This is a genomic window from Dickeya chrysanthemi NCPPB 402 (genome assembly GCF_000406105.1).
Classification (GTDB): domain Bacteria; phylum Pseudomonadota; class Gammaproteobacteria; order Enterobacterales; family Enterobacteriaceae; genus Dickeya; species Dickeya chrysanthemi.
On sequence record NZ_CM001974.1, the window covers coordinates 2715101 to 2738287 of the forward strand.

The window sequence follows — 23187 nt, forward strand, 5'->3', positions numbered from 1 at the left end:
GGCGTGGTGTGATTAATGATGTACTGCCTGCCGATCCACCTTATCCTGCTCATCGTCTCCTTGCGGCACTGCACCATCGCCGCCTTTGACACGTTTTGACCACATCGCCGTGATGATCGGCACTAAAACCGAGGTCACAATCACTGATGTCGCCACCAGCGTGGTCGCCGCCGGCGCCACCGGCTTAAACGCCGGGACCATTTCCGCAATCAGTACCGGCGTCGCCACCGCCGCCCCGGCCGAGCTGGATGCAGCAATGCCTGCCGTACCGTCGCCGCCGCCCAGAACTTTATCCGCCAGTATCAACGGAATACCGGTAATAATGATCACCGATATCCCCAACAATACCCCCAACACCCCGGTCTGACCGATTACGCTCAAATCAATGGTGTTACCGAGTGCGAAGGCGAAAAAGGGGATAAGCGTTTGCACTGCCCGGCTGAAAAATTCGCGTAATTCCGGGTCGAGGTTCCCCAACGCAAACCCCACCAGAAACGGCAGCACTGCGCCGACAAACACATGCGGTTCAAAGGAAGCAATGCCGGCCGTGCCGAGAATAACCATCGTCATCAATGGGCCGGACTCCAGCGACATCAGCACGAAGGCGCCGGATTCCTCTTTAGTGCCGTACTGCTGCATGATCGAAGCATATAACCCGCCGTTGGTCATATCCATCGCCGCCACCAGCGCCAGGGTGGATAACCCGGCAAAAAAGCCGACCTCTACCCCATTCTCCGGCAAAATACGCGACGCTACCGCCGCCACGACCCAGGCTACGGCAATTTTCGTCACGACCAGCGTGCCGGATTTGCGCAATACCGTCCCGGTGGCGCTCAACTGAATCGACGCTCCCATACAGAAGAACCACACCGCCAGAATCGGCACCGTGCCGCTTACCAAACCGTTAGTAAAGGACCCGAAATACTTGCCGGCTCCCGGCGCAAAGGTATGGCACAACGCGCCGAGAAACAGCGGCACCAGCATCATGCCGCCCGGAATCTTTTCGATAGAACGCTTGATATGCATAGGATTGATTGCCTGAAGAAGGGGGGACAGAAACCATGAGCAACACAGGCGTTACCCGCCATGATTTTCAGCATGACGGGGTAACGCCTGTTCAGCCCACCCGAAGGCCGGGCTGTGCCACAACCGTGTACGACTTCATCGGCGACAAAGAAAACCGTTCCAGGACACAGGCCAAACACTTCTCAGTGCTGAAGGTAGACGTTTAGTTGCGGGATAAAAGTGATCGCCTGCAAATAAATAAAACAATGTTTCTATTTTTATAGATCGTTATTTTATTTATTGCGTTCAGGGAGGGGGAACGCCCTCCCCGGCAAAGAGGATGAATGGAATGCGTATGTCTGTACCGGATACAGATTGAGTCATTGCCCGTAGTAGGCATTCTTCCCGTGTTTGCGCAGATAGTGTTTGTCCAACAGTACGGACTGCATCGGTTCCAGCGCTGGGGTCAACTGGCGCGAGAAAATCCCCATGTAGGCAATCTCTTCCAGCACCACCGCGTTGTGCACCGCATTGTGCGCGTCGGTTCCCCAGGCAAACGGGCCATGGGCATTAACCAGCACCGCCGGAATATCTTGTGGCGATAGACCTCGGTCACGGAAAGTCTCCACAATCACCTGACCGGTTTCCCACTCATAGCGTCCGTTGATTTCCTCATCCGTCATCAGCCGGGTACAGGGGATGGGGCCATAGAAATAGTCGGCATGGGTCGTCCCCCACGGCGGCAAATCTTTACCTGCCTGTGACCAGATAGTGGCATGTCGGGAATGCGTATGGACAATTCCCCCAACGATGCGAAAGCCAGATACAGCACACGGTGGGTATCGGTATCGGAAGAGGGTTTACGTCGCCCTTCCACCACCTTACCGGTTTCCAACTCCACCACCACCATATCCTGCACGGTCATCATGCCGTACTCCACACCCGAAGGTTTAATCACCATCAGGCCACGTTCACGATCCACTGCGCTCACGTTCCCCCAGGTGAACGTCACCAGTTGATGCCGGGGTAAAGCCAGATTGGCTTCAAGCACCTGAATTTTCAGTTCTTCCAACATCGTCTGCTCTCCTGTGTGATTTACCTTATTCTCACGTTGGGCTATCGGCACAGGTATGGGCTGAATGGCTGAAAAACAGGCTGTGTTCTGCTGGGACGCCAGAAAAGGGATCACGCTGGCGCAGCGCGGCTGATAAAGACGGATACAACATCGCCAGCACACTGTGAATTAAGAGTTTTTCACCTGTTACGCGCTTAGACGGTAATTATACTGGCAGCCAGATATACACAGCGCGTCACGGCACTCGCACTCGTCACGATGCCATGACAACAAGATTCTTCATGGCGGCGAAAAGCTCAGCCGTGAAATATGAACAACTGGAGAAAAACCATGCAGATCAATAAAAAACTGACAACAGCCGTGCTGGCGATGGTGATAGTCAGCACACTGGCGGGCTGCGCCGGCATGAACAAACGTCAGCGTAATACGGCTATCGGCGCCGGTATCGGCGCGCTCGGCGGCGCGGTGTTGACCAACGGCAGTACGCTGGGCACCGTTGGTGGCGCAGCGGTAGGCGGCATTATTGGTCACCAGACGACAAAATAACGTATCGTCTTAATCAAACAGGCTCCCGAGGGAGCCTGTTCTGTTTCAACGCTTCCACCGCTTATCGCGGCGTGATATGGCTTAGCCTCCGGCCAGCTTAACCTTCATGCCTTTGGCTTCCAGTAACTGCTTGAGTTGATCACGTTTGTCGCCCTGAATTTCGATCACGCCATCCTTCAACGCACCACCGCAGCCGCACTTCTTTTTCAGCTCTGCCGCAAGCCGCTCCAATGCTGCATCATCCAGATCGATACCCGTAATCAGGCATACGCCCTTGCCCTTTCGCCCACTAGTCTGACGCTGAATACGCACAATACCGTCCCCCTTCGGGCGAGCGGCTTTCTGTACAGGTTCGTCGACACGCCCGGTTTCAGTGGAGTACACCAGGCGACTGTTATCATCACGCATTATTTCTCTCCCAGCGACGCCAGGATCGTTTTCAGCGTCTGCGCCGGATCGGCTGACTGGGTAATAGGGCGACCAATCACCATATAATCCACACCCGCCTGTTGTGCCTGCTGCGGCGTCATAATACGGCGCTGATCGCCCGCGTCGCTGCCTGCCGGGCGAATACCTGGGGTAATCAGCCGGAAGTCTGTGCCGCACACCTGCTTCAGTCTCAGCGCTTCATGGGCAGAACAGACTACGCCGTCCAGACCGCACTGTTGCGTCAAACGTGCCAGTTTTTCCGCCTGCTCGGCCGGCGACAGGCTAATCCCCAATCCCTGAAGATCCGCATCATCCATGCTGGTCAGCACCGTCACCGCTATCAGTAACGGCGCGTCGTCGCCAAACGGCACCAGTGCGTCACGGGCTGCCGTCATCATGCGGGCACCGCCGCTGGCATGCACATTGACCATCCATACCCCCAGCTCCGCCGCCGCGGCTACGGCTCTGGCCGTGGTATTGGGAATATCATGAAACTTAAGATCGAGGAACACCTCAAAACCGCGCTGTTGCAGATCGTTGACCAGTTGTGGCCCGAACAGCGTGAACATCTCTTTGCCGACTTTCAGCCGACAGTCCTTCGGGTCAATGCGATCGACAAATGCGTAAGCGGCGCGCTGCTCAGCGTAATCCAGCGCCACAATAATCGGAGAGCCTGAAGCCAGGGTATTGGAAGAGGGGGTTGGGCCGTTCACTGGTGTGCTCCCGTCGTTAAGCCTGAGTGAGTTAATCATTTCCGCCGCGCATTCTACCCGCCCCTGCCGGTAAATGCCAAACCGCGCCATCGCCTGACCAGAACGTAATATGCCCACCAATAAGCATGTTGTAACTAAAAACACAAACAAAGCTCTCTAATAAAGAGCCCGGACGGAATTATTCCCCATCCAGCCCGCGAATGGGTTTGACGCTGGCCCAGGTACGGCAGGAAGGACAATGCCAGTAGAGCGACTGCGATGTAAATCCGCATTTATGGCAGCGATAACGCGGTTTAGCCTGAATCTGCTCGCCAACCATATTGCGCAGTACCAACAGGCTTTCTTTGGCGCGGCCATCTTCCGCTTCACGCAGGTGGTAATCAATCAGCCGATGGAACACCCGCATGGTGGGGTGTCGCTGCAATTGGCGCGTGACGTAGGTTTGCGCCGACTCCGTGCTCTCATACTGTTCCAGCACATCCGCCATCATCAGATCCGCGCTGGAGCCACTTTTCTCTTCCACGCAACGGCGAAGAAACGCCGCCCACCCTTCCGGCTGCTGCAGGTAACGATAGCACTCCTGCAACAGGGGTAAGGTTTCGCTAACCAGCTCGGTATCCTGATCAAGCACTTGCTGCAGCATGGCAACCGCCTGAGGATAATTCTGCTGCGCCATATAAATACGCCCCAACATGATAGACACGCGGGCGCATTGGCTATCCGCCGCAGATGCTTTTTTCAACATTGCCACGGCCTTATCCAGATCATCGCTGCCCATCGCCTGTAGCGCCTGTTCACAATAGAAGTGGGCGATTTCACTGCGTAGCTGGGTTTTGCCCAGCTTGACCAGTTTTTCAGCGGTATCGATGGCATTCGGCCAGTCGCTGGTAGATTGATGAATTTGCAACAGTTGCTGCAACGCACTGACGCGAAAATCCTCTTCATCCACCAATTGTTTGAAAATTTCTTCCGCGCGATCGTACAACCCGGCCACCATGTAGTCGCGCCCCAGTTGCTGCACCGCCAGCAGGCGCTGTTCAAAACTGAGTGACGCGCTTTCGGTAAGCGCCTGATGGATGCGGATAGCGCGATCCACTTCGCCGCGCGAGCGAAACAGATTGCCCAGGGTCAGGTGCGCTTCAAAGGTATTGCTATCGTCTTTCAGCATGTCGAGAAACAGCTCGACGGCTTTATCCTGCTGGTTAGACAACAGAAAGTTCACCCCGGCGACATAGTCGCGCGACAAGCGGTTGGTTTCATCCTGTTTGTCCTGCTGTGCACCCCTGCGCCCCATATACCAGCCATAGGCGGCGGCAACCGGCAGCAACAGAAACAGCAGTTCAAGCATGGGGGGGTTCCTTAGTGGGTAGCGGACTCAGCGGAGGTCGCACCGCTGGCGCTCTCCGGGGCAGACAGTTGCTGCTCAAGACGTTTGATTTTACGTTGTTCGCGCCCCAGCGCAATGCGCAGACGCAGATAAAACAGGCCGCAGATCACCCAGCCGAGTGCAAAACCGGCGGCAAACAACATTGCCAGCAACGTAGACAACCGGTATTCCCCCTGCGCCAGCAAATAGTTGAAAGTAATCATCTGATCGTTATGCGCTCCCAGCGTAATCGATACGATGAATACCGCCAGCACCAGAAAAAAAATCAGCATATATTTCACGTTCGCTTCCTGTGATATCGCCTTAAACGGATGAATTATGCCAAATTTCGGCAGTGAACCCTATTAACTTAACATTTCCTCATCGGGGGGGAAACGCTAACGGGATGCACGGAGGGAAAAACGGCTGGCGGCGCACCCACTTAAGGATGAAACATGCGGTGCTCCGGCAGGCAAACCTGGCGGAACACCGTGATAATCATCGCCAGTGGCGGTATGTTCGTTCGGGTATAGGGTTTGCGCCCGCCCGTCAGGCATCCGGATGGGCCGGCCGACGATAGACGGTTGCCTTTTGCGGCGTACCGGTAGCGCGAAGCGGGCCACACCAGCGGTGCGCCAGCCAGACAGCAACCAGCGACACGCCGGCGCTGATCACCGCCGCAGCCGCCACATCTTGTGGCCAGTGCATCCCCAGCAACAAGCGACTGGCAATCACACTGTTCGCCCACAATATGATTAACGCCACCGTCATGTAGTGGCGGCGAGTCCACAATAATCCCACCGCCAATAGCGCCCAGGTGACGGCAAACATGGCATGGCCGGATGGGAAAGCGTAATCCGATTGTTCCTGCCAGTGCTGACGCTGCCACTGCGGCAATGATGACGCCTGCTGCAGTTGCTGCTCCAGCAAGCCGGCGCGCTCATCGACAGGAAGCGAATAAAAATAACGGTCATCCACCTGATGTGCTTGCTCCAGCCAGACGACAAACGGCCGGGGCTCTTGCGTCCAGTTTTTCATCGCCGATTTAATCCCCTGCCCCGCGACTACGCTGGTAAACAGTATCGTCAGCAGCACCAGCGCCTGGCGGGCAGGTAAACGCAATAGCCATAAAAACCACGCCGATAACACCAGGCTGGTCAATATTCCCCAAGGCGCCGACACGGTTTCCGTCATCCAGAATAAGGGGTTGAGCCACCATCCCGATACGGTCGGCTGCCATTGCCATCCGATGCTCCAGACCAGTATGGGCAACACCATCAATGATATTGTGCCAATCAGGGTGCGTCTGGCGAGGTCGTACATGACTTCTTCCTATAATTCAGCAGGATATTAGAACAAAATTTTCACAATTTTATCAAAAAAGAGGGCATCGGTTGTCAGTATGACGTAAAATGCTTGTCAGTTATGTCAACAACACCACGATTATCCCGAACCATTCAGTCACCGGTTAAAAGAGTCGGCTGAACACCCCGCTGCCGCGGTGTAACCCGGTAGCGTCGATACGTGGCTTCCCTCCTGTGCGGAGCGGAAATTCATCATTTATGCGTTGGAGATTAACATGCAGCTAAAACGGGTGGCGGAAGCCAAACTACCCACCCCGTGGGGCGATTTCCTGATGGTAGGATTCGAGGAAACAGCGACCGGGCGCGATCACCTGGCGTTGGTTTACGGTGATATTTCCAGTCCCGAACCGGTACTGGCCAGAGTACACTCAGAATGTCTGACCGGGGATGCACTGTTTAGCCTGCGTTGTGATTGCGGTTTTCAGTTGGAAGCAGCGTTGAATCACATTGCCGAAGAAGGACGTGGCGTATTGCTGTATCACCGTCAGGAAGGACGCAATATTGGCCTGTTGAACAAGATCCGTGCCTATGCCTTGCAGGATCAAGGCGCCGACACGGTCGAGGCTAATCATCAACTGGGCTTTGCCGCCGACGAACGCGATTTCACGTTGTGCGCCGACATGTTTAAATTATTGAACGTGCAAGCGGTTCGCCTGCTCACCAACAACCCGAAGAAAGTGGCTATCCTGAGCGAAGCGGGCATCAATATCGTAGCGCGCGTACCGCTGATTGTCGGCCGCAACCCAAAAAACGAACACTACCTGGCGACCAAAGCCGCTAAAATGGGCCATCTGCTGGATAGCAAATAACCATATCATTACACGCCAGACGTCATCCGCCTGGCGTGTCGTCATCAATGTTTGATGATGTAGATATCCTTACTGTAGTAATCCCCTTTCAAATCCGGCTTAAACCCGCCCACATACGGCTTCACCATCTGGCTGCGCACATAGTAGTAAATCGGGATTAGCGGCATCTGCTGTTGCAGGATAGCCTCCGCCTGATGATAAAACACGTTGCGCTCGTCCAGCGACGATGCTTTCACCGCTTTGTCCAGCACGTCGTCGTAGGCTTTGTCATTAAACTTGCCGCTGTTATTACTGTCATTGGCGCGCAGGGTATCAAAATAGGTCGACGGCTCGTTATAGTCGGCTCCCCAAGACCCCCTCACCAACTCAAAGTTACCGATGCGTGAGGTATCCAGCAGGGTTTTCCACTCCTGATTCATCAACGTGGCTTCCACGCCGAGATTCTGCTTCCACATCGAGGCGGCGGCGATGGCGATCTTTTGATGCGATTCGGACGTGTTGTACAGCAACTGGAATTTCAGCGGGCGGCTCTCATCAAAGCCCGCTTCTTTCAGCAGCTTTTTCGCTTCGGCATTACGCTGCTGCTGCGTCCAGCTCGCCCATTCCGGCTGGTTGCTGGTATAACCGGCCATACCGCGCGGCACATAGTTATACGCCGGGACCTGCCCTTGCCCCAGGACCTTATCGGCAATCACCCCCTTATCCAGCGCCAGGTCCAACGCGCGTCTTACACGCGGGTCATTGAACGGCGGTTTCTGGGTATTGAAGCGGTAGATATACGTCGAGAGAAACGGTGAAACCTTCACTTCATTCGGCAATTCCTGTTGCAACGATTTAAACAACTGGTTGGGCATGGTATAGGTGGCATCCACTTCCCCGGCTTTGTAACGATTCACCTCTGCTGTATTGGAAACAATGACCAAATAGGTCACTTTGTTCAGCACCGTATGGGCATTATCCCAGTAATTCGTGTTGCGCTTGGCGGTAATACGCTCATTGACGACCCATTCGACCGGCACAAACGGCCCGCTGCCGACAAAATGAGTGGTTTGGGTCCACTTGTCGCCTAATTTCTCAATCGCGGCTTTAGGAACGGTGACCATCACATAGTGATCCACCATCGGCAGGAAGTAAGACAACGGCTGATCCAGCGTAACCTGTACCGTCTGCGGATCCAGCGCCTTGATGCCTAACTCTTGCGGGCTCTTTTTGCCCGCGATAATGTCGCCGGCATTCAACACATGCATACTGCCGACATACGTCTGGTACGGCGACAGGGTTTTAGGGTCGACCAGACGCTGCCAACTGAACACCACATCATCCGCGGTAATCGGGCTGCCGTCAGACCATTTCAGCCCCGGACGCAAATGGAACGTCCAGACCTGGTTATCTTTATTTTCCCAGCGTTCGGCTAAACCGGGCACTACCGTACCGTCATCACGCACCGATATCAGTTTTTCGAAAAAATCGTGGGTGAGGTTACCTTCCACATCACTTTCCACTTTGTGCGGATCCAGCGATGCCGGTTCGGAACCGTTGGCACGCACCAGTTCCTGCTTATCCGCCAGTTGTACACCGGCAGGCACCACTGCCGCCTGTACCGAAACCGCAGCAAAACTCAACGCACCCAGGATGGATGCCAGCCAACCCTTGTCTATTGTCATTCCATATGCTCCTATATAATTTTATTTTATGGATCATGGCATTAAGCCATTATTCACTAATACTGCATCTGTGCGATCAGTACAAGGAAACATGGCATAATTCCCGCGGCGGTGCCACGATGGCAAAAAATCAGCCTCGGGTTAGAGGCTGATAGCGGGTGGGGAAGCCGACCGTTCAAGCGTCAGCAGCGTCAGACATGCTGTGAATCACCCAGCATACGGCGGATAACATAGTGCAGGATGCCGTCATGGCGAAAATAGGTCAGCTCGGTACCGGTATCAATGCGGCAGCGGGTCTGGATGATCAACGGCTCACCATCCGGACGGGTAAGCGTCACCGCAACCGTCGCCCCCGGCGTCAGATCTGACAGATTACGAATCTCAATCTGCTCGTCACCGGTCAAATTCAGCGTTTTGCGGTTTTCGCCATTCAGAAACTCCAGTGGCAAAATGCCCATGCCAATCAGGTTGGAACGGTGAATACGCTCAAACGACTCGGCAATCACTACCCGCACGCCCAGCAGGCGCGGACCTTTTGCCGCCCAGTCCCGGCTGGAACCCGAACCGTACTCCTTACCGGCAATGACCGCCAACGGTATGTGCTGTTCACGGTAGCGTACCGCCGCGTCATAGATCGTCGTGACCGACTGCGACGGTACATGGCGGGTAAAGCCGCCCTCTTTGTCCGGGACCATGTCGTTGCGGATGCGTACATTGGCAAAAGTGCCGCGCATCATCACCTCATGGTTGCCGCGCCGCGCGCCGTAAGCATTAAACGCCGACGGCTCCACGCCGTGCTCCTGCAGATAACGGCCAGCCGGGCTATCAGGCCGGATACTGCCTGCCGGCGAGATATGATCGGTGGTGATCGAATCACCCAACATTGCCAGAATATGTGCGCCACAGATATCCTGCACCGGCGCGGGCGCTTTTTGCATAGGGTCGAAAAATGGCGTACGTCGAATATAGGTGGAATCGGCCGGCCAACGGTAGGTCGGTTCCTCACCCACCTCGATCGCCTGCCAGGCGGGCGTGCCGTCAAATACCGACGCATAGGCTTTGCTGAACAAACCGGCACTCACCGTCTGCACCGTATCCGCCACCGCATCGGCAGACGGCCAAATATCACGCAGATAGACCGGCTGCCCTTGTGTGTCCTCGCCCAGCGGCTGGCGAGTCAGATCCAGCGCGATGTTCCCAGCCAACGCGTAAGCCACCACCAGCGGTGGCGAGGCCAGCCAGTTGGTTTTTACCAGCGGATGGATGCGCCCTTCAAAGTTACGGTTACCGGATAACACCGCCGCCACGGTGAGATCATCCTCACGAATCGCGCTTTCGATGGCCTCCGGCAGCGGCCCGGAATTACCGATGCAGGTAGTGCAACCGTATCCCACCAGATAAAAGCCCAGTTGTGCCAGTGGTTCGGTCAACCCGGCCAGCTCCAGATAGTCTGAAACCACCCGCGATCCGGGCGCCAGCGAGGATTTCACCCAGGGTTTGACCTTCAACCCGCGCTCGACGGCATTACGCGCCAGCAATCCCGCCGCGATCATCACGCTGGGGTTCGAGGTATTGGTACAAGAAGTGATGGCGGCAATCACCACCGCGCCGGGCGCCAGTGGCGTCGCCGGGTCTTTTTCCGCCGTTGAGGCAACGGTGGTTGCACTGGTTTTCGTCGTCAATTCCAGTTCCCGGCTGGCGTTAAACGCACGCGGCACTTCAGGCAGCGTTACCCGGTCCTGTGGACGTTTAGGGCCGGCCAGACTGGTTTCAACGCTCGTCATATCCAGCTCCAGCACACTGCTAAAACGTGGCTCATCCCCCGCATGACGCCACAATCCCTGCTCGCGGCAATACGCTTCCACCAGCGCGATCTGCTCATCACCACGGTTGGTTAGCCGCAGGTAATCCAGCGTGATGTCATCTATTGGGAAAAAGCCGCAGGTCGCGCCATACTCCGGCGCCATATTGGCCAGCGTGGCGCGATCCGCCAGCGGCAGATGGGCGAGCCCCTCGCCGAAGAACTCAACAAATTTACCCACCACGCCGTGCTGGCGCAGCATCTGAGTCACAGTCAACACCAGATCGGTCGCGGTGATACCTTCACGCAATCGGCCGCTCAACCGCACGCCGACGACATCGGGGATCAGCATCGATACCGGCTGCCCGAGCATCGCCGCTTCCGCTTCGATACCACCAACGCCCCAGCCCAGAACCCCGAGTCCGTTGATCATGGTGGTGTGCGAATCGGTGCCGACCAGCGTATCCGGGTAAGCCAGCAACACATCATCTTGCTGGCTGCTCCAGACCGCTTTCGCCAGATACTCCAGATTGACCTGATGGCAGATCCCCGTGCCCGGCGGCACCACCCGAAAATGCCGAAAGGCTTTCTGCCCCCAGCGCAAAAAGGCGTAACGCTCATGATTACGGACCATTTCCAGGCGGGTATTTTCTTCCAGCGCATGTTCATTGCCGAAATGATCCACCGTGACCGAATGGTCGATGACCAGATCCACCGGCGTCAATGGGTTCACCCGGCTGACCTTTCCGCCCAATCGCTGCACCGCATCACGCATCGCCGCCAGATCTACCACCGCCGGCACACCGGTAAAATCCTGCATTAACACTCTGGCGGGATGAAAAGTGATTTCGCGATCCGCGTGACCATCGCGTTGCCAGTCCGCCAGCGCTTGCAGGTCGGCATCCTGCACCGTGTCGCCATCCAGATGGCGCAACAGATTTTCCAACAGAATCTTTAGCGATTTGGGTAATCGATCAAGATCCCCCAGCCATTGTGCCGCCAGCGGTAAACTCCAGTATTGATAAGTGCGCTTATGGACCGTAAGGGTAGCGAGACAAGCATCGCCATAGGGTTGAGATGACATGGTTCCTCCCCGGCAGGCAACTGCCCAGCGGACTCACGTCAGTGAATACGACGCGGACATGGTTGCAGAATTTGTCGGACGCCTGAAAACCACCCGCGTTGCATCGTCTTACAGTGACAGGCATCACTCAGTTAAAGATAACACAAACCATCGTTAACGCATTTTTAACACACCGATAAAACCACACGCCAGAGTGAACATTCCGACTTTGCAACCGATAACAATAAACAAGGAAACGATTTATCTCAGGACACGAATTATCGGGAAAAAGGTGGGCATCGGCAGTGCGTTGATTTCACAGTACTCTTATCTTGCGATACCGCGCACAGCCTGATTATTTGATTTATAGCAATATGAATTCACACAAACGTGTGAAAACGCTTACCGTTGCTAACATTATTACCTGATACTACGATTCACCGCAAAGACGTTTACTGAAGGAATGGCGAATGAAACTCTATTACAAACCGGGAAGTTGCTCACTATTTCCTCACATCATCCTGCATGAAACCCGGGCCAAGTTCACTTTGGTGAACGTCGACCTGCGTACCAAGAAAACCGAACAGGGAAGTGACTATTTGCAGATCAACCCAAAAGGCATGGTACCTGCGCTGGCCCTGGATGATGGAACCATCCTGACTGAAAACATTGCGATTGCCCTGTATCTGGCCGACAAAGCGCCGCAATATAATCTGATCGCGCCATCCAGCACCATTCACCATTACCGAGCCATTGAGTGGCTGGCGTATATCTCTACCGAACTGCACAAATCCTTTAGTCCCCTGTTACGCCCCGGCACGCCGGAGCTGTACAAAGATTTGCTGAAAAGCTATCTGGAGCAGCGCTTCCGTTACCTGAATCAGGTACTGAGCGAGCACGATTATCTGGTGGGCAATCGGTTTGGCGTGGCGGATGCTTACCTGTTCACCATTTCTCGCTGGGCGCACGATCTGAAGTTCGACCTGATTCAGTTCCCGGCGTTGACGGCTTATCTGGAGCGTGTTTCTGGACGGCCGGCGGTAGAGAAAGCACTGACGGCGGAAGGGCTTGATGTTAAATTCTGATATGTCGCACGCCAGATGAAAAGCAACGGGGCCATAGCCCCGTTGTTGATCTCGTAGCGATAAAAAAGACTAAAGACGAACCGCCTGAAAATGGTGACGTGGCTGCACGATCCCCTCCTGCGCCGCCACCAGTTGCAGTTCATACTGCGCCATCTCTTTCGTCACCAGCATCACTTCATATACCGCTGCCGTCGTGTGTTCCAGCGCTTGCTGCGGCGTTGCCCCTTTCAGCAAGTTCACCAGCAATAAACCACTGGTCAGGTCGCCTACACCGACCGGCTGGCGCGGGCCGAAATCCACCAGCGGGCGCTGAATATGCCAGGCGCTTTCCGGCGTAACCAGCAGCATTTCAAAACTATCCTGGCGGGTAGCCGCGCGGCTCAAGTGCTTGACCAGTACCAGATTCGGCCCTCGTTGGCACAGCTCGCGGCTGGCCTGTACCGCCTCTTCCAGCGTGTGAATCGTGCAGCCGCTCAACAGCTCCAGTTCCGGCAGGTTGGGCGCAATCATATCGCTCGCCTGCAATGACTGGTTGCAGTGAAAATCGGTCACACCTGCCGGCACAATGCAGCCTTTTTCCGGCGTGCCCATCACCGGGTCACAAAAATAAATGGCTCGTGGATTCGCCGCTTTCACCCGGCGCACCACCTCCAGAATATGGCCGCCCTGTTCCGGCGAACCGATATAGCCACTCAACACCGCGTCGCAATCTTTAAGATGATCAATATTACTGATGCCCTGAGCTATCTCCGTCAGGTGCTCAGCAGGCATAACGCAGCCAGTCCATTGCCCATATTGCGTGTGGTTAGAGAATTGCACGGTATTCAGCGGCCAGACATTGACGCCCATCCGGCGCATGGGAAATTCCGCCGCGCTGTTGCCGGCATGACCGAAAACCACGTGAGACTGAATCGACAGTATGTTTTTCATGAAAATGACTACCCTTGCCTGCTCAAATGCGATGTATTTGTCTTTATATACTGTGGGTTATCAAACCGTTTCTTATCGAACAGCGTAATGCTGTTATCCCGTCCGCCATGGTATGGCTGATACGGTATTACCTGGTGTAACCTGTCAGGCTATCCCCCTCTGTGGAGAGGCGCCTAAAAACGAAGGGAGCATTCCGCTCCCTTCGGTAAGTCCATCAGTCTTTCCAGCAGACCAGACAATAGTTTTTCTTACCCCGACGCAGCAAGGTGTAACGGCCAAACAAACGATCAGCATCCGTAAAGGTGTATTCCGGATCAGACTGTTTTTCACCGTTGATAGTGATCGCGTTGGATGCAATGGTTTTGCGTGCCTGCCCGCGCGAGGGCTGCAATTCGGAATCAACCAGCGCCTGCTGTAAATCCGCGCCGGTCGCCAGCTCAACCATCGGCACGCCATCCTGCGCCAATTGAGCAAAATCGGCTTCGGTCAGGTCACTCAGATTACCGTTAAACAGACTCTGGGTGATGCGTTTAGCCGCCACCAGCCCCTCTTCGCCATGCACCAGACGAGTCACTTCTTCCGCCAGTACATACTGAGCGCGCGGCGCTACACCGCTGTTTTTGTCCTCTTCTTCCAACGCATTGATGACATCAATGTCAAGGAAGGTGAAGAACTTCAGGAAGCGGTACACATCGGCGTCGGCAGTGTTGATCCAGAACTGATAGAACTTGTACGGGCTGGTCTTCTTCGGGTCCAACCATACCGCACCGCTCTCGGTTTTACCGAATTTGGTGCCGTCGGACTTGGTGATCAGCGGAACCGTCAAACCGAACACCTGCTTCTGATGCAGACGACGGGTCAGGTCGATCCCGGAGGTGATATTGCCCCATTGATCGGAACCGCCGATCTGCAATTCCACGCCATGCAGCGCATTCAGCGAGGCGAAATCATAGCCCTGCAACAGGTTATAGGAAAACTCGGTGAAAGAGATACCCACATCATCCCGATTCAGACGCTGTTTAACCGCTTCTTTGTTAATCATCTGGTTGACGGAGAAGTGCTTGCCGATATCACGCAGGAACGTCAGCACGTTCATGGAACCGAACCAGTCGTAGTTATTGGCCGCTACGGCACTGTTATCGCCGCAGTCGAAATCCAGGAAAGGGGCGACCTGACGACGGATTTTCTCTACCCATTCCTGCACCGTATCTTCGGTATTCAGCTTACGCTCGGCAGCTTTGAAGCTTGGGTCGCCAATCAATCCCGTTGCGCCGCCAACCAGCGCTACCGGTTTGTGGCCGGCCATCTGAAAGCGTTTCAGGCACAGCAGCGGCACCAGATGTCCCAAATGCAAGCTGTCGGCGGTCGGGTCGAAGCCGCAATACAGTGCAATTGGCCCCTGCGCCAGTCGCTCTGCTAACGCGCCCTCGTCCGTAACCTGAGCCACCAGGCCCCGCTCTTGCAATTGTTGAATCAGATTGCTTGCCATCAAAGTCTCCATGTATAAACGACTGCACCTTTGCCGGTACACGACTTTTCGCCGCTTTGGCGAAAGAAAAAATTCAGGGTGACATAGAATAAAGCGCCGACACCGGGAGTGCCAGCGCTTAGCGCAACAAATTGCGGTGATTTACGGCGCCAGCCGGTCAATTGTCCAGCCATCGCCCTCGCGCCGGTACATAAAGCGATCATGGAGACGATGTTCGCCGCCCTGCCAAAACTCCATTGATTCGACAGTGACGCGAAACCCACCCCAGAAGGTCGGTAACGGAATCTCGCCTTGCTGAAATTTCTGCTTCATTTCGAAGAATTTGCTTTCCAGCATGCTACGGGCGGAAATGCGGCTGGATTGCTTTGAAACCCAGGCGCCGATCTGGCTGTCGCGCGGACGGCTGTGGAAATACTTCATGACCTCCAGCATCGGCAGTTTTTCCGCCTTGCCCAGGACGATGACCTGCCGCTCCAGCATATGCCAGGGGAACAACAAACTGATGCGGGCGTTAACGGCAAGCTGCCGGGCCTTACGGCTGCCCATATTGGTATAGAACACCATGCCTTTTTCATCATAGTGTTTCAGTAGCACGATACGCTGATAGGGTTGCCCCTGCTCATCGACCGTTGCGACACACATCGCGGTAGGATCAGCCAGTTGCGCTTCACAGGCTTGCTTCAGCCAGCGCTCAAACAGGTCGAGCGGGTTGTCGGTAAGATCCCGGCGGCGCAGGCCGCCTTGAGTATATTCGCGTCGCAAATCAGCGATATCGACGCTTGCGGCCTGTTCAGGCGCCAGCGCTACCTTGTTGCGGGCATTATCGTTTTCGGTGGTCATGCAATCCTGCCGTTGCCTACTCGGGCGAGAAAGGGGAATGGCCCATTTTGCGCCCGCACCGGCTAAATCTCAACGCCTGCAACGACATAGACCTGCAATAACATAGACCTGCAACAACATAGGTCTGCAACAACATAGAAAACGGTTCACTCCAGTACACAGTCATTAACGATGATTCTATCGCCTCGTACGATAAACGCCTGATTTCCCTTGCTCCAGAAAGCATAGCGATCATCGCTGTAACGCGTGCCGGACGCGGCGGGCACCTGGGGCAACGTGTGAGATTCGCCATCCAGCAGGAACGTCACACTGTCACCCTGCGGGCCGGGATTAAGCGTAACGGTAAGCGGCATGGTGCCGCACCGGTAGTGCAAGGTTTGCGGTTTCGCCGCCGGCATCAGTTGGGCGCAGCCGCTTAGCAGTAGTAATACACCGGTGATCAGCAGTGATTTCATTCTATTCTCCTCCTGTTATACGCGGATTCGGGCATCCCACCCGAGTAAATCCAATAACGGAGAAGTCTATCAACAGAGCGCTGGCGGACCTCTCGGCAAAATCCGATTACACCGGCATCGCCGGATAAATCGCCCCCAATACGGTTTCATGGCTGGCGCCGGTCACCGACGGTAAATTACCCGGCAGCCCGGACAAGGTGCGAAACGCCAGCCAGGCGAATGCCAGCGCCTCCATATCATCGCCGCGGATACCGAAATTATCGGTCGTGCAAACTTCAATACCCGGCAAACGCGCCGATAGTTGGCTCATCAGCAATGGGTTACGCGCCCCACCGCCGCATACCAGCACACGTTCACACCCGCCGGTCAGTAAGACTTGTCCGGCGATGGTTTCCGCCGTCAACGCCACCAGCGTGGCCTGAACATCTTCCGGTCGTAAACGCGGAAACACCGCCAATTGCCTTTCCAGCCACGCCAGATTGAAATATTCGCGCCCGGTACTTTTCGGAGCCGGCAACCCGAAATAAGGGTCGGACAAGAGATGACTCAATAACGCGTTATCTACCTGACCAGTCAGTGCCCAGGCCGCATCTTTATCATAGGGCAGAGCCCGATTACGCCACACCCAGGCATCTAGCAGCATATTGCCGGGCCCGGTGTCATAACCTTTTACCGCTCGCCCCGGCACCAACACCGAAATATTGGCGATGCCGCCGATATTCAGTACGATTCGCCGCTCTACCGGATGCTGCAACAATGCATGATGAAATACCGGCACCAATGGCGCCCCTTGCCCCCCCAACGCCATGTCGCGGCGACGGAAATCGCCGACGGTTGTGATGCCGGTGACGGCGGCGATACGATTACAATCGCCAATCTGCATCGTACAAGGCGCATCGCCATCCGGCTCATGCCAGACGGTCTGTCCATGGCAGCCAATCGCGGTGATCTCGCTGGCGCTTAAACCGGTTTGACGCAACAGCGCTTGTACCGCCTCGGCAAACAACGCGCCGAGCCGGGTATCAAGCTTCCCCAATTCGGAAAGCGTCACTGCCTGCCCTTGATTCATGCTCAGTATCGTCTGGCGAATCGCCGGCGGCAGCGGATGACAATAACTGGCTTGCTGCGCCACGGTGTGCTCATCAATGGCGGCCAGCACCACATCGATACCATCCAGACTGGTGCCGGACATCACGCCAATATATCTTCCAGACCTCATGGGGTTACCTTTGTTATGTCAATGACCGACTGTCGCGCCATGACCTCATCCGCCAGGCGCATCTCGTTGGTCAACGGTGTATCGGGTTCAATTTTGTCTTTTTTGTCAGTCGGATGCCAGTACAAGTACCCCATCGCATTCACCGGTTTTTTCAGAAAAAACACATTCACAAGGAACTTTATAACGCGTTTATTATCAATTTAGTCGCGCTATTCTATCCTTAACGTCAATCGAAACAGTAGAATGGTGCGTTAGACCACGCCATAGTGCGACAAAGAGATAATTCGTCGGCTTAGGCTGCGCCCCCGACACAGACACAGCTATAACAGGAGTCTTTCTATGATGAAACGTTTTCTCGTGATCACTTTAGCAGGTATCACACTGGCTGGTTGCGCCAATACCAGCACCCTGTCAGGAGACGTTTACAGTGCATCCGAGGCCAAGCAAGTTCAAACCGTAACTTATGGTACCGTCGTTTCCACCCGCCCGGTGCAAATCCAGGCTGGAGAAGAAAATAATGTCATCGGCACTATCGGTGGCGCCGTACTGGGGGGATTGGTGGGTAACACCATCGGTCGCGGTACTGGCCGCAATCTGGCAACTGCAGCAGGCGCAGTGGCGGGCGGCGTTGCCGGCAACAGTGTTGAAGGCGCGGTTAACCGCGTTCAGGGTGTTGAGCTGGAAATCCGTAAAGACGACGGCAGCACTATCATGGTGGTACAAAAACAAGGCGATACTAAATTCCACGCGGGTCAACGTGTAGCGATGGCCAGCAATGGCCGCGCCATCACCGTATCTCCTCGTTAATATTCAATTATCAATCACCACCCAATGGGTGGTGATTTTTTATGTCATCTATTCGGCGCGAACATTCAGCTACATCGTCATTCATACTCTATACGCCATGCTTCGAATTGCAGGATCATTGCCGTATTGCTCTGCTCATCCTTGGGCTGCTCCCTTCAGGGCTGCGACACATCGATACAACACTGCTCCCACCGCGTTGTACATTATCTCAGTCGCTTACCGAGCGTAAGCATCTTGAAATTCACTCGATTGCCGCGTTAAAGGCCGATAACGCACCTTAACCCTGAAGAGCTAACGCATTGCTCAACACGCAAGCGTTTTATCCTGCAATTCGAATTATTTTGGGTATATATTTCCTGAAATTCGAATTCGACTACCAGGACATTTACTTTCTATTAATTAAGACTGGCTCTCGTGTAATGCCAATATGTTTTTTTCCAGTCGAGAGATAATAGTGGCTAACTCATCCACTTCCTCAGGGGTAATGCCATTTAATATTTCACAGCGCGTCTGATCAATAACATCATTAACGGCCTGGATGATAGGATCCGCCATATCTGTTAACAAGATTCGCTTGGCACGTCGATCATGGGCGCAAATGTGTCGGGTAATTAACCCCTTGTCTTCCAGTTGATCTAATGTACGCACCAGCGAAGGCTGTTCTATTCCTATCGCTTTGGCAAGCTGAATTTGGGACTGCCCTGGAGGCAGTTGGTGAATATTATGCAATGTGACCCAGTGTGTCTGAGTGAGCTCTAGAGGCTTCAATCGATGATCAATCAAAGCACGCCATACACGAACCAACCGGGCTAAATCAGAACCTAACGGCAATTCCATCACTTCTCCTTATAGTTAGCATACTAAGCAACTTCCCTGGATTGCAATCAACTCTGATTTAAAACGAAAGTTTAATAAAAAATGTCTTATTGTTATCAATCTATTCTAGCAAATAATAATTAATTAAAAATGATCTTGAACTTAATTTATGTCATTAAATATCACCACGTCGATTAAAACAAGGCTGGTTGTTCAGGTTCTGAGGGAGCAGAATTTTTTTCACTTCGTTGCGAGCGTTTCATCCTTTGACGGCATAACCGTAGCACATCCTGTTTTTGTGCATCGCTCATTTTTCCCCAATTAAAACGTTCATTGCGACTTCGAAAACAGCCGCGACAAAACCCTCGGTCATCCGCCTGGCAGATACCGCGGCATGGATTGGGAACGGGAAAAAGCTCGAGCTGCTCAGCCACAAGACCTCCTCATCTGGCGCCTTTATTGAAGCCTTGATCGTCGCTACTGGCAAGCATTACGTAGCGTTAATGCACAATTAACTGCCATATTATCGTTTATCATGCCTATTTTTCAGCAAACGCGCATAAAATCAACACTTCTCCCCACAGGTTTGAACTCCCCCTGACAACGACGCTATACTCAGGCCCTATTGTTTCAGGCGGTAGCGGAACACAACCGGTATCGGCCAGGCGGTTAACCCACTGATCAAGATAGGGGTCATTATGCGTTTACTTCACACCATGCTACGTGTCGGCAACTTGCAACGTGCTATCGACTTTTATACCAAGGTACTGGGTATGCGTCTGTTACGGACCAGCGATAATCCCGAATATAAGTATTCCCTGGCATTTGTCGGCTACACCGAGGAAAGCGAAGGCGCAGTGATCGAATTGACTTACAACTGGGATGTAGACAGTTATGAAATGGGGACGGCCTTTGGCCACATCGCGCTCGGCGTCGATGATGTCGCCGGCGCTTGCGAGCGTATCCGTCAGGCGGGCGGCAAAGTAACGCGTGAAGCCGGCCCGGTCAAAGGCGGTACCACAGTAATTGCCTTTGTTGAAGACCCCGATGGCTACAAGATTGAACTGATCGAGCGTTCACAAGCAGGTCAAGGTTTGGGTAACTGATCCGTTTCGTCTGTTTAGACGTAGGTCTTCCCGGGGGAACGCGCGCTGCGTCGTCATATCGGGTTTGCTGCATCCCCCGACATAATTTGCCATAATGCAACACTGTATGTTGCTGAAGAAATAAGAAACGAATGGCTGAAAAAAACAACCTGAACGCGCTGAATGCGCGTTTTCGGGGCTTTTACCCTGTTGTTATTGATGTAGAGACCGCTGGGTTCAACGCAAAAACCGATGCGCTGCTGGAAATTGCAGCCGTAACGCTGAAAATGGATGAAAGCGGTTGGTTACAGCCGGACGCCACCTTACATTTTCACATCGAACCTTTTGAAGGCGCTATTTTGCGGCCCGAAGCGCTTGCCTTCAACGGCATCGACCCGACCAATCCGCTACGCGGCGCAGTGAGTGAATATGAAGCGCTGCATGAAATCTTCAAGTCGGTACGCAAGGGAATCAAGGAACAGGACTGCAATCGCGCTATCATCGTGGCGCACAACGCTACCTTCGATCATAGTTTTCTGATGGCGGCGGCAGAGCGCTGCGGCCTGAAGCGCAATCCGTTCCATCCTTTCGCCACCTTTGATACGGCGGCGCTAAGCGGATTAGTGCTGGGGCAGACCGTGCTGGCTAAAGCGTGTATCGCAGCAAATATTCCCTTCGATGCCAGTCAGGCTCATTCAGCGCTCTATGACACCGAACGAACGGCGCAACTATTTTGTGAACTGGTTAATCGTTGGAAGCGTATGGGCGGCTGGCCGCTCGCCTCCGGTATTGATACGGATACCGAAACATCGCTGGCCGTCGACGAAGACAAAGGGTAACGCGCACGATCACGTCATGTATTCGCCGAACCACAAGACACAATAATCGCGTGGTGATAGCGGTGATATCAGGCAGCACATGGCTGCCTGATACAGAAGAATTACTGCTGTTCCGTCTGCTGTGAACGGTACTTATCCGCCGTTTCTTTAATCAGTTGTTGCAGTTCACCGCGCTGATGCATCTCAATCACGATGTCACATCCCCCAACCAACTCACCATCGACCCACAATTGCGGGAATGTCGGCCAGTTGGCATATTTAGGCAATTCGGCGCGAATATCCGGGTTCTGCAGGATATCCACATAGGCAAAACGTTCGCCGCACGCCGACAACGCCTGAACCGCCTGGGCAGAAAAACCACAGCTCGGCAGTTTGGGAGAACCTTTCATGTACAGCAGAATCGGGTTTTCAGCGATCTGGCGCTGAATCTTTTCAAGTGTCGTTGTCGTCATTCTATTGCTTCCTCAAGCGCGTGATGAACAGCCCATCAACGGCTGTTCATGTGACTCGCGGCAGACCATGCCATACCGCCTCTGTTGTTTTATATTCTAACGATAGCGACGACCACAAAAAAACGCTATCTTTTGTAAGGTTTTATCCGGTCGACGATATATCAGCATAAGGTAACCCAAATTGACTGATAATTAAGCAGCAAACACCGTTGTTAACGTTTTCTCACTATTTTGTAGTAACATAAGTCTATCTCCCGCTTTTTTATCAGGCCATTTTCGGGAATACTGTAAAGATTGAACGATTGAGGACAACATTCGGTCAGAATTATTATGCGTTTATTTATTACGCTCTTTTTATTATTTTTCAGTAATTTGTTTGCGAATCTGGCGCTGGCTAATCCGCATGGCGCGTCCGCGTTGCCGCGTAAATCGGGTGTAGAAACGGCAAACAAAGCGCTTGATGAGTCCAAAAAAAATAAGGTCGCCAAAAATGCCAATAAAAAAGGTACGGCGCCCTCTCAACAACATGAAAAGACGACCCAAAACGCACCAGCGAAAACGACATCATCCGCTCATGATAAAAGCGCCAAATCTGGTGATAAAAAGCCTGTGACGGCAGCGGCTTCAGCCCACTCTACCGGTAAACCGCAGAAGCAGGAAAAAAGCCCGCCGACTAAAGCGGCAGCCAACAAAACGACGAAAAAAGAGCCGCCTGCTACGGCCAAAAATAACCGTAACGCGCATGAGTCGGTGAGAGTCAAATACTCCCCCAAAAAAGGCAAAGCGGTAATCGCCGAAGAAGATATTGCCTCGGTCTCATCGCACGGTAAAAATAAAAAAGGTAAACAGGACAAGGCCGCGCTGACTATCAGCGCCGCGCACCAAAAACGTTATCAGCATGCCAAGTCAACCGCGATGAATAAGCTGATGAGCCAAATCGGCAAGCCTTATCATTGGGGCGGTGCCACACCGTATTCGGGCTTTGATTGCAGCGGGCTGGTGTATTACGCCTATAAAGATGTGGTGAAAATCCCGATTCCACGCACAGCCAATGAAATGTTCCATTTGCGTGACGCGGCGCCAATTAAGAAAAGCGAACTGGAAAGCGGCGACCTGGTCTTCTTTCGTATCACCAACCGTGGAGCCGCCGATCATGTGGGCGTCTACCTGGGCAATGGCCGATTCATTCAGTCGCCACGCACCGGCGCTGATATCAAGATCAGTAAACTGAGTGAAGATTACTGGCAGGATCATTACGTCGGCGCTCGCCGCGTGGTGACGCCGAAAACCATTCGTTAGGCGCTACACGACTCGACGTAAATACGACAAAAAGGG

The 23187-nt window shown here is 53.9% G+C and carries 24 protein-coding genes and 1 pseudogene; 8 read left to right on the plus strand and 17 right to left on the minus strand.

Annotated elements, in window-relative coordinates; translation table 11 throughout:
• Positions 1–12: 12 nt before the first annotated feature.
• Complete coding sequence (gene kdgT / locus DCH402_RS12150) at positions 13–1026, minus strand: 2-keto-3-deoxygluconate transporter (RefSeq protein WP_040001309.1); 1014 nt, start codon at positions 1024–1026, stop codon at positions 13–15.
• A gap of 35 nt (positions 1027–1061) precedes the next feature.
• On the opposite strand from kdgT, the gene DCH402_RS22630 reads away from it, so the two are divergent.
• Complete coding sequence (locus tag DCH402_RS22630) at positions 1062–1232, plus strand: hypothetical protein (protein ID WP_161624074.1); 171 nt, start codon at positions 1062–1064, stop codon at positions 1230–1232.
• 153 nt (positions 1233–1385) lie between these two features.
• Here DCH402_RS22630 and araD read toward each other — a convergent pair.
• Positions 1386–2080, minus strand: a pseudogene (gene araD, locus DCH402_RS12155) (L-ribulose-5-phosphate 4-epimerase).
• A 330-nt stretch (positions 2081–2410) separates the two neighbouring features.
• Between araD and osmB the strand changes: the two are divergent.
• Positions 2411–2626: an osmotically-inducible lipoprotein OsmB gene (osmB, locus tag DCH402_RS12160; RefSeq protein ID WP_012769460.1), complete on the plus strand. Its 216-nt coding sequence runs from the start codon at positions 2411–2413 to the stop codon at positions 2624–2626.
• An 81-nt stretch (positions 2627–2707) separates the two neighbouring features.
• On the opposite strand, the gene yciH is transcribed toward osmB, so the two are convergent.
• From yciH to pgpB, 5 genes are all read right to left on the minus strand, one after another.
• Positions 2708–3034 carry a stress response translation initiation inhibitor YciH gene (yciH, locus tag DCH402_RS12165; protein WP_040001311.1) on the minus strand — a complete coding sequence of 109 codons (327 nt, stop codon included), beginning with the start codon at positions 3032–3034 and terminating at the stop codon, positions 2708–2710.
• Positions 3034–3768, minus strand: coding sequence for an orotidine-5'-phosphate decarboxylase (gene pyrF / locus DCH402_RS12170; RefSeq protein WP_050583367.1), 735 nt, complete (start codon positions 3766–3768; stop codon positions 3034–3036). Before pyrF ends, yciH begins: the two co-directional genes overlap by 1 nt.
• A gap of 178 nt (positions 3769–3946) precedes the next feature.
• Positions 3947–5116, minus strand: coding sequence for a lipopolysaccharide assembly protein LapB (gene lapB, locus DCH402_RS12175; RefSeq protein ID WP_027711790.1), 1170 nt, complete (start codon positions 5114–5116; stop codon positions 3947–3949).
• 11 nt (positions 5117–5127) lie between these two features.
• Positions 5128–5436, minus strand: a complete 309-nt coding sequence (locus tag DCH402_RS12180; RefSeq protein ID WP_040001312.1) for a LapA family protein — start codon at positions 5434–5436, stop codon at positions 5128–5130.
• A 247-nt stretch (positions 5437–5683) separates the two neighbouring features.
• A complete protein-coding gene (gene pgpB / locus DCH402_RS12185; protein ID WP_040001313.1) occupies positions 5684–6457 on the minus strand; it encodes a phosphatidylglycerophosphatase B in 774 nt (257 codons plus the stop codon).
• A gap of 256 nt (positions 6458–6713) precedes the next feature.
• Here pgpB and ribA point away from each other — a divergent pair, with 256 nt between their 5' ends.
• On the plus strand, positions 6714–7307 hold the full coding sequence (gene ribA / locus DCH402_RS12190; protein ID WP_040001314.1) for a GTP cyclohydrolase II: 594 nt from the start codon (positions 6714–6716) through the stop codon (positions 7305–7307).
• A gap of 44 nt (positions 7308–7351) precedes the next feature.
• Here the strand turns inward: ribA and DCH402_RS12195 are convergent, their stop codons facing one another.
• Together DCH402_RS12195 and acnA are read right to left on the minus strand one after the other, a co-directional pair.
• On the minus strand, positions 7352–8971 hold the full coding sequence (locus DCH402_RS12195) for an ABC transporter substrate-binding protein (RefSeq protein WP_040001315.1): 1620 nt from the start codon (positions 8969–8971) through the stop codon (positions 7352–7354).
• A 191-nt stretch (positions 8972–9162) separates the two neighbouring features.
• On the minus strand, positions 9163–11856 hold the full coding sequence (gene acnA / locus DCH402_RS12200) for an aconitate hydratase AcnA (protein ID WP_040001316.1): 2694 nt from the start codon (positions 11854–11856) through the stop codon (positions 9163–9165).
• A 449-nt stretch (positions 11857–12305) separates the two neighbouring features.
• Between acnA and gstA the strand changes: the two genes are divergently transcribed.
• Complete coding sequence (gene gstA, locus DCH402_RS12205; RefSeq protein ID WP_040001318.1) at positions 12306–12920, plus strand: glutathione transferase GstA; 615 nt, start codon at positions 12306–12308, stop codon at positions 12918–12920.
• 69 nt (positions 12921–12989) lie between these two features.
• On the opposite strand, the gene pdxY is transcribed toward gstA, so the two are convergent.
• The 5 genes from pdxY to anmK form a co-directional block, all read right to left on the minus strand.
• Positions 12990–13850: a pyridoxal kinase PdxY gene (gene pdxY, locus DCH402_RS12210; protein WP_040001319.1), complete on the minus strand. Its 861-nt coding sequence runs from the start codon at positions 13848–13850 to the stop codon at positions 12990–12992.
• Positions 13851–14064: 214 nt separating this feature from the next.
• Entirely contained in the window at positions 14065–15342 is a 1278-nt protein-coding gene (gene tyrS / locus DCH402_RS12215) for a tyrosine--tRNA ligase (RefSeq protein ID WP_040003564.1), read from the minus strand.
• A 138-nt stretch (positions 15343–15480) separates the two neighbouring features.
• Positions 15481–16179: a pyridoxamine 5'-phosphate oxidase gene (gene pdxH, locus DCH402_RS12220; protein ID WP_226051158.1), complete on the minus strand. Its 699-nt coding sequence runs from the start codon at positions 16177–16179 to the stop codon at positions 15481–15483.
• A gap of 146 nt (positions 16180–16325) precedes the next feature.
• A complete protein-coding gene (locus DCH402_RS12225; protein ID WP_040001320.1) occupies positions 16326–16634 on the minus strand; it encodes an MliC family protein in 309 nt (102 codons plus the stop codon).
• Positions 16635–16740: 106 nt separating this feature from the next.
• Positions 16741–17853 carry an anhydro-N-acetylmuramic acid kinase gene (anmK, locus tag DCH402_RS12230; protein WP_040001321.1) on the minus strand — a complete coding sequence of 371 codons (1113 nt, stop codon included), beginning with the start codon at positions 17851–17853 and terminating at the stop codon, positions 16741–16743.
• Between the two features lie 339 nt (positions 17854–18192).
• Here anmK and DCH402_RS12235 point away from each other — a divergent pair, with 339 nt between their 5' ends.
• Entirely contained in the window at positions 18193–18660 is a 468-nt protein-coding gene (locus DCH402_RS12235) for an outer membrane lipoprotein (protein ID WP_040001322.1), read from the plus strand.
• 399 nt (positions 18661–19059) lie between these two features.
• Here the strand turns inward: DCH402_RS12235 and slyA are convergent, their stop codons facing one another.
• The gene (gene slyA / locus DCH402_RS12240) at positions 19060–19497 is read right to left on the minus strand and encodes a transcriptional regulator SlyA (protein ID WP_012769444.1); all 438 of its coding nucleotides are present in this window, start codon (positions 19495–19497) and stop codon (positions 19060–19062) included.
• Positions 19498–19670: 173 nt separating this feature from the next.
• Positions 19671–19910: a DUF1289 domain-containing protein gene (locus DCH402_RS21410; protein ID WP_027711779.1), complete on the minus strand. Its 240-nt coding sequence runs from the start codon at positions 19908–19910 to the stop codon at positions 19671–19673.
• 264 nt (positions 19911–20174) lie between these two features.
• Here DCH402_RS21410 and gloA point away from each other — a divergent pair, with 264 nt between their 5' ends.
• Positions 20175–20582 (plus strand): lactoylglutathione lyase, encoded by a 408-nt coding sequence (gene gloA, locus DCH402_RS12245; RefSeq protein ID WP_040001323.1) that lies wholly within the window; start codon positions 20175–20177, stop codon positions 20580–20582.
• A 131-nt stretch (positions 20583–20713) separates the two neighbouring features.
• Entirely contained in the window at positions 20714–21400 is a 687-nt protein-coding gene (gene rnt, locus DCH402_RS12250) for a ribonuclease T (protein WP_040001324.1), read from the plus strand.
• Between the two features lie 101 nt (positions 21401–21501).
• Here rnt and DCH402_RS12255 read toward each other — a convergent pair whose 3' ends face one another.
• On the minus strand, positions 21502–21852 hold the full coding sequence (locus DCH402_RS12255) for a Grx4 family monothiol glutaredoxin (RefSeq protein ID WP_040001325.1): 351 nt from the start codon (positions 21850–21852) through the stop codon (positions 21502–21504).
• 330 nt (positions 21853–22182) lie between these two features.
• Here DCH402_RS12255 and DCH402_RS12260 point away from each other — a divergent pair, with 330 nt between their 5' ends.
• Positions 22183–23151: a C40 family peptidase gene (locus DCH402_RS12260; protein ID WP_040001326.1), complete on the plus strand. Its 969-nt coding sequence runs from the start codon at positions 22183–22185 to the stop codon at positions 23149–23151.
• Positions 23152–23187 lie beyond the last annotated feature (36 nt).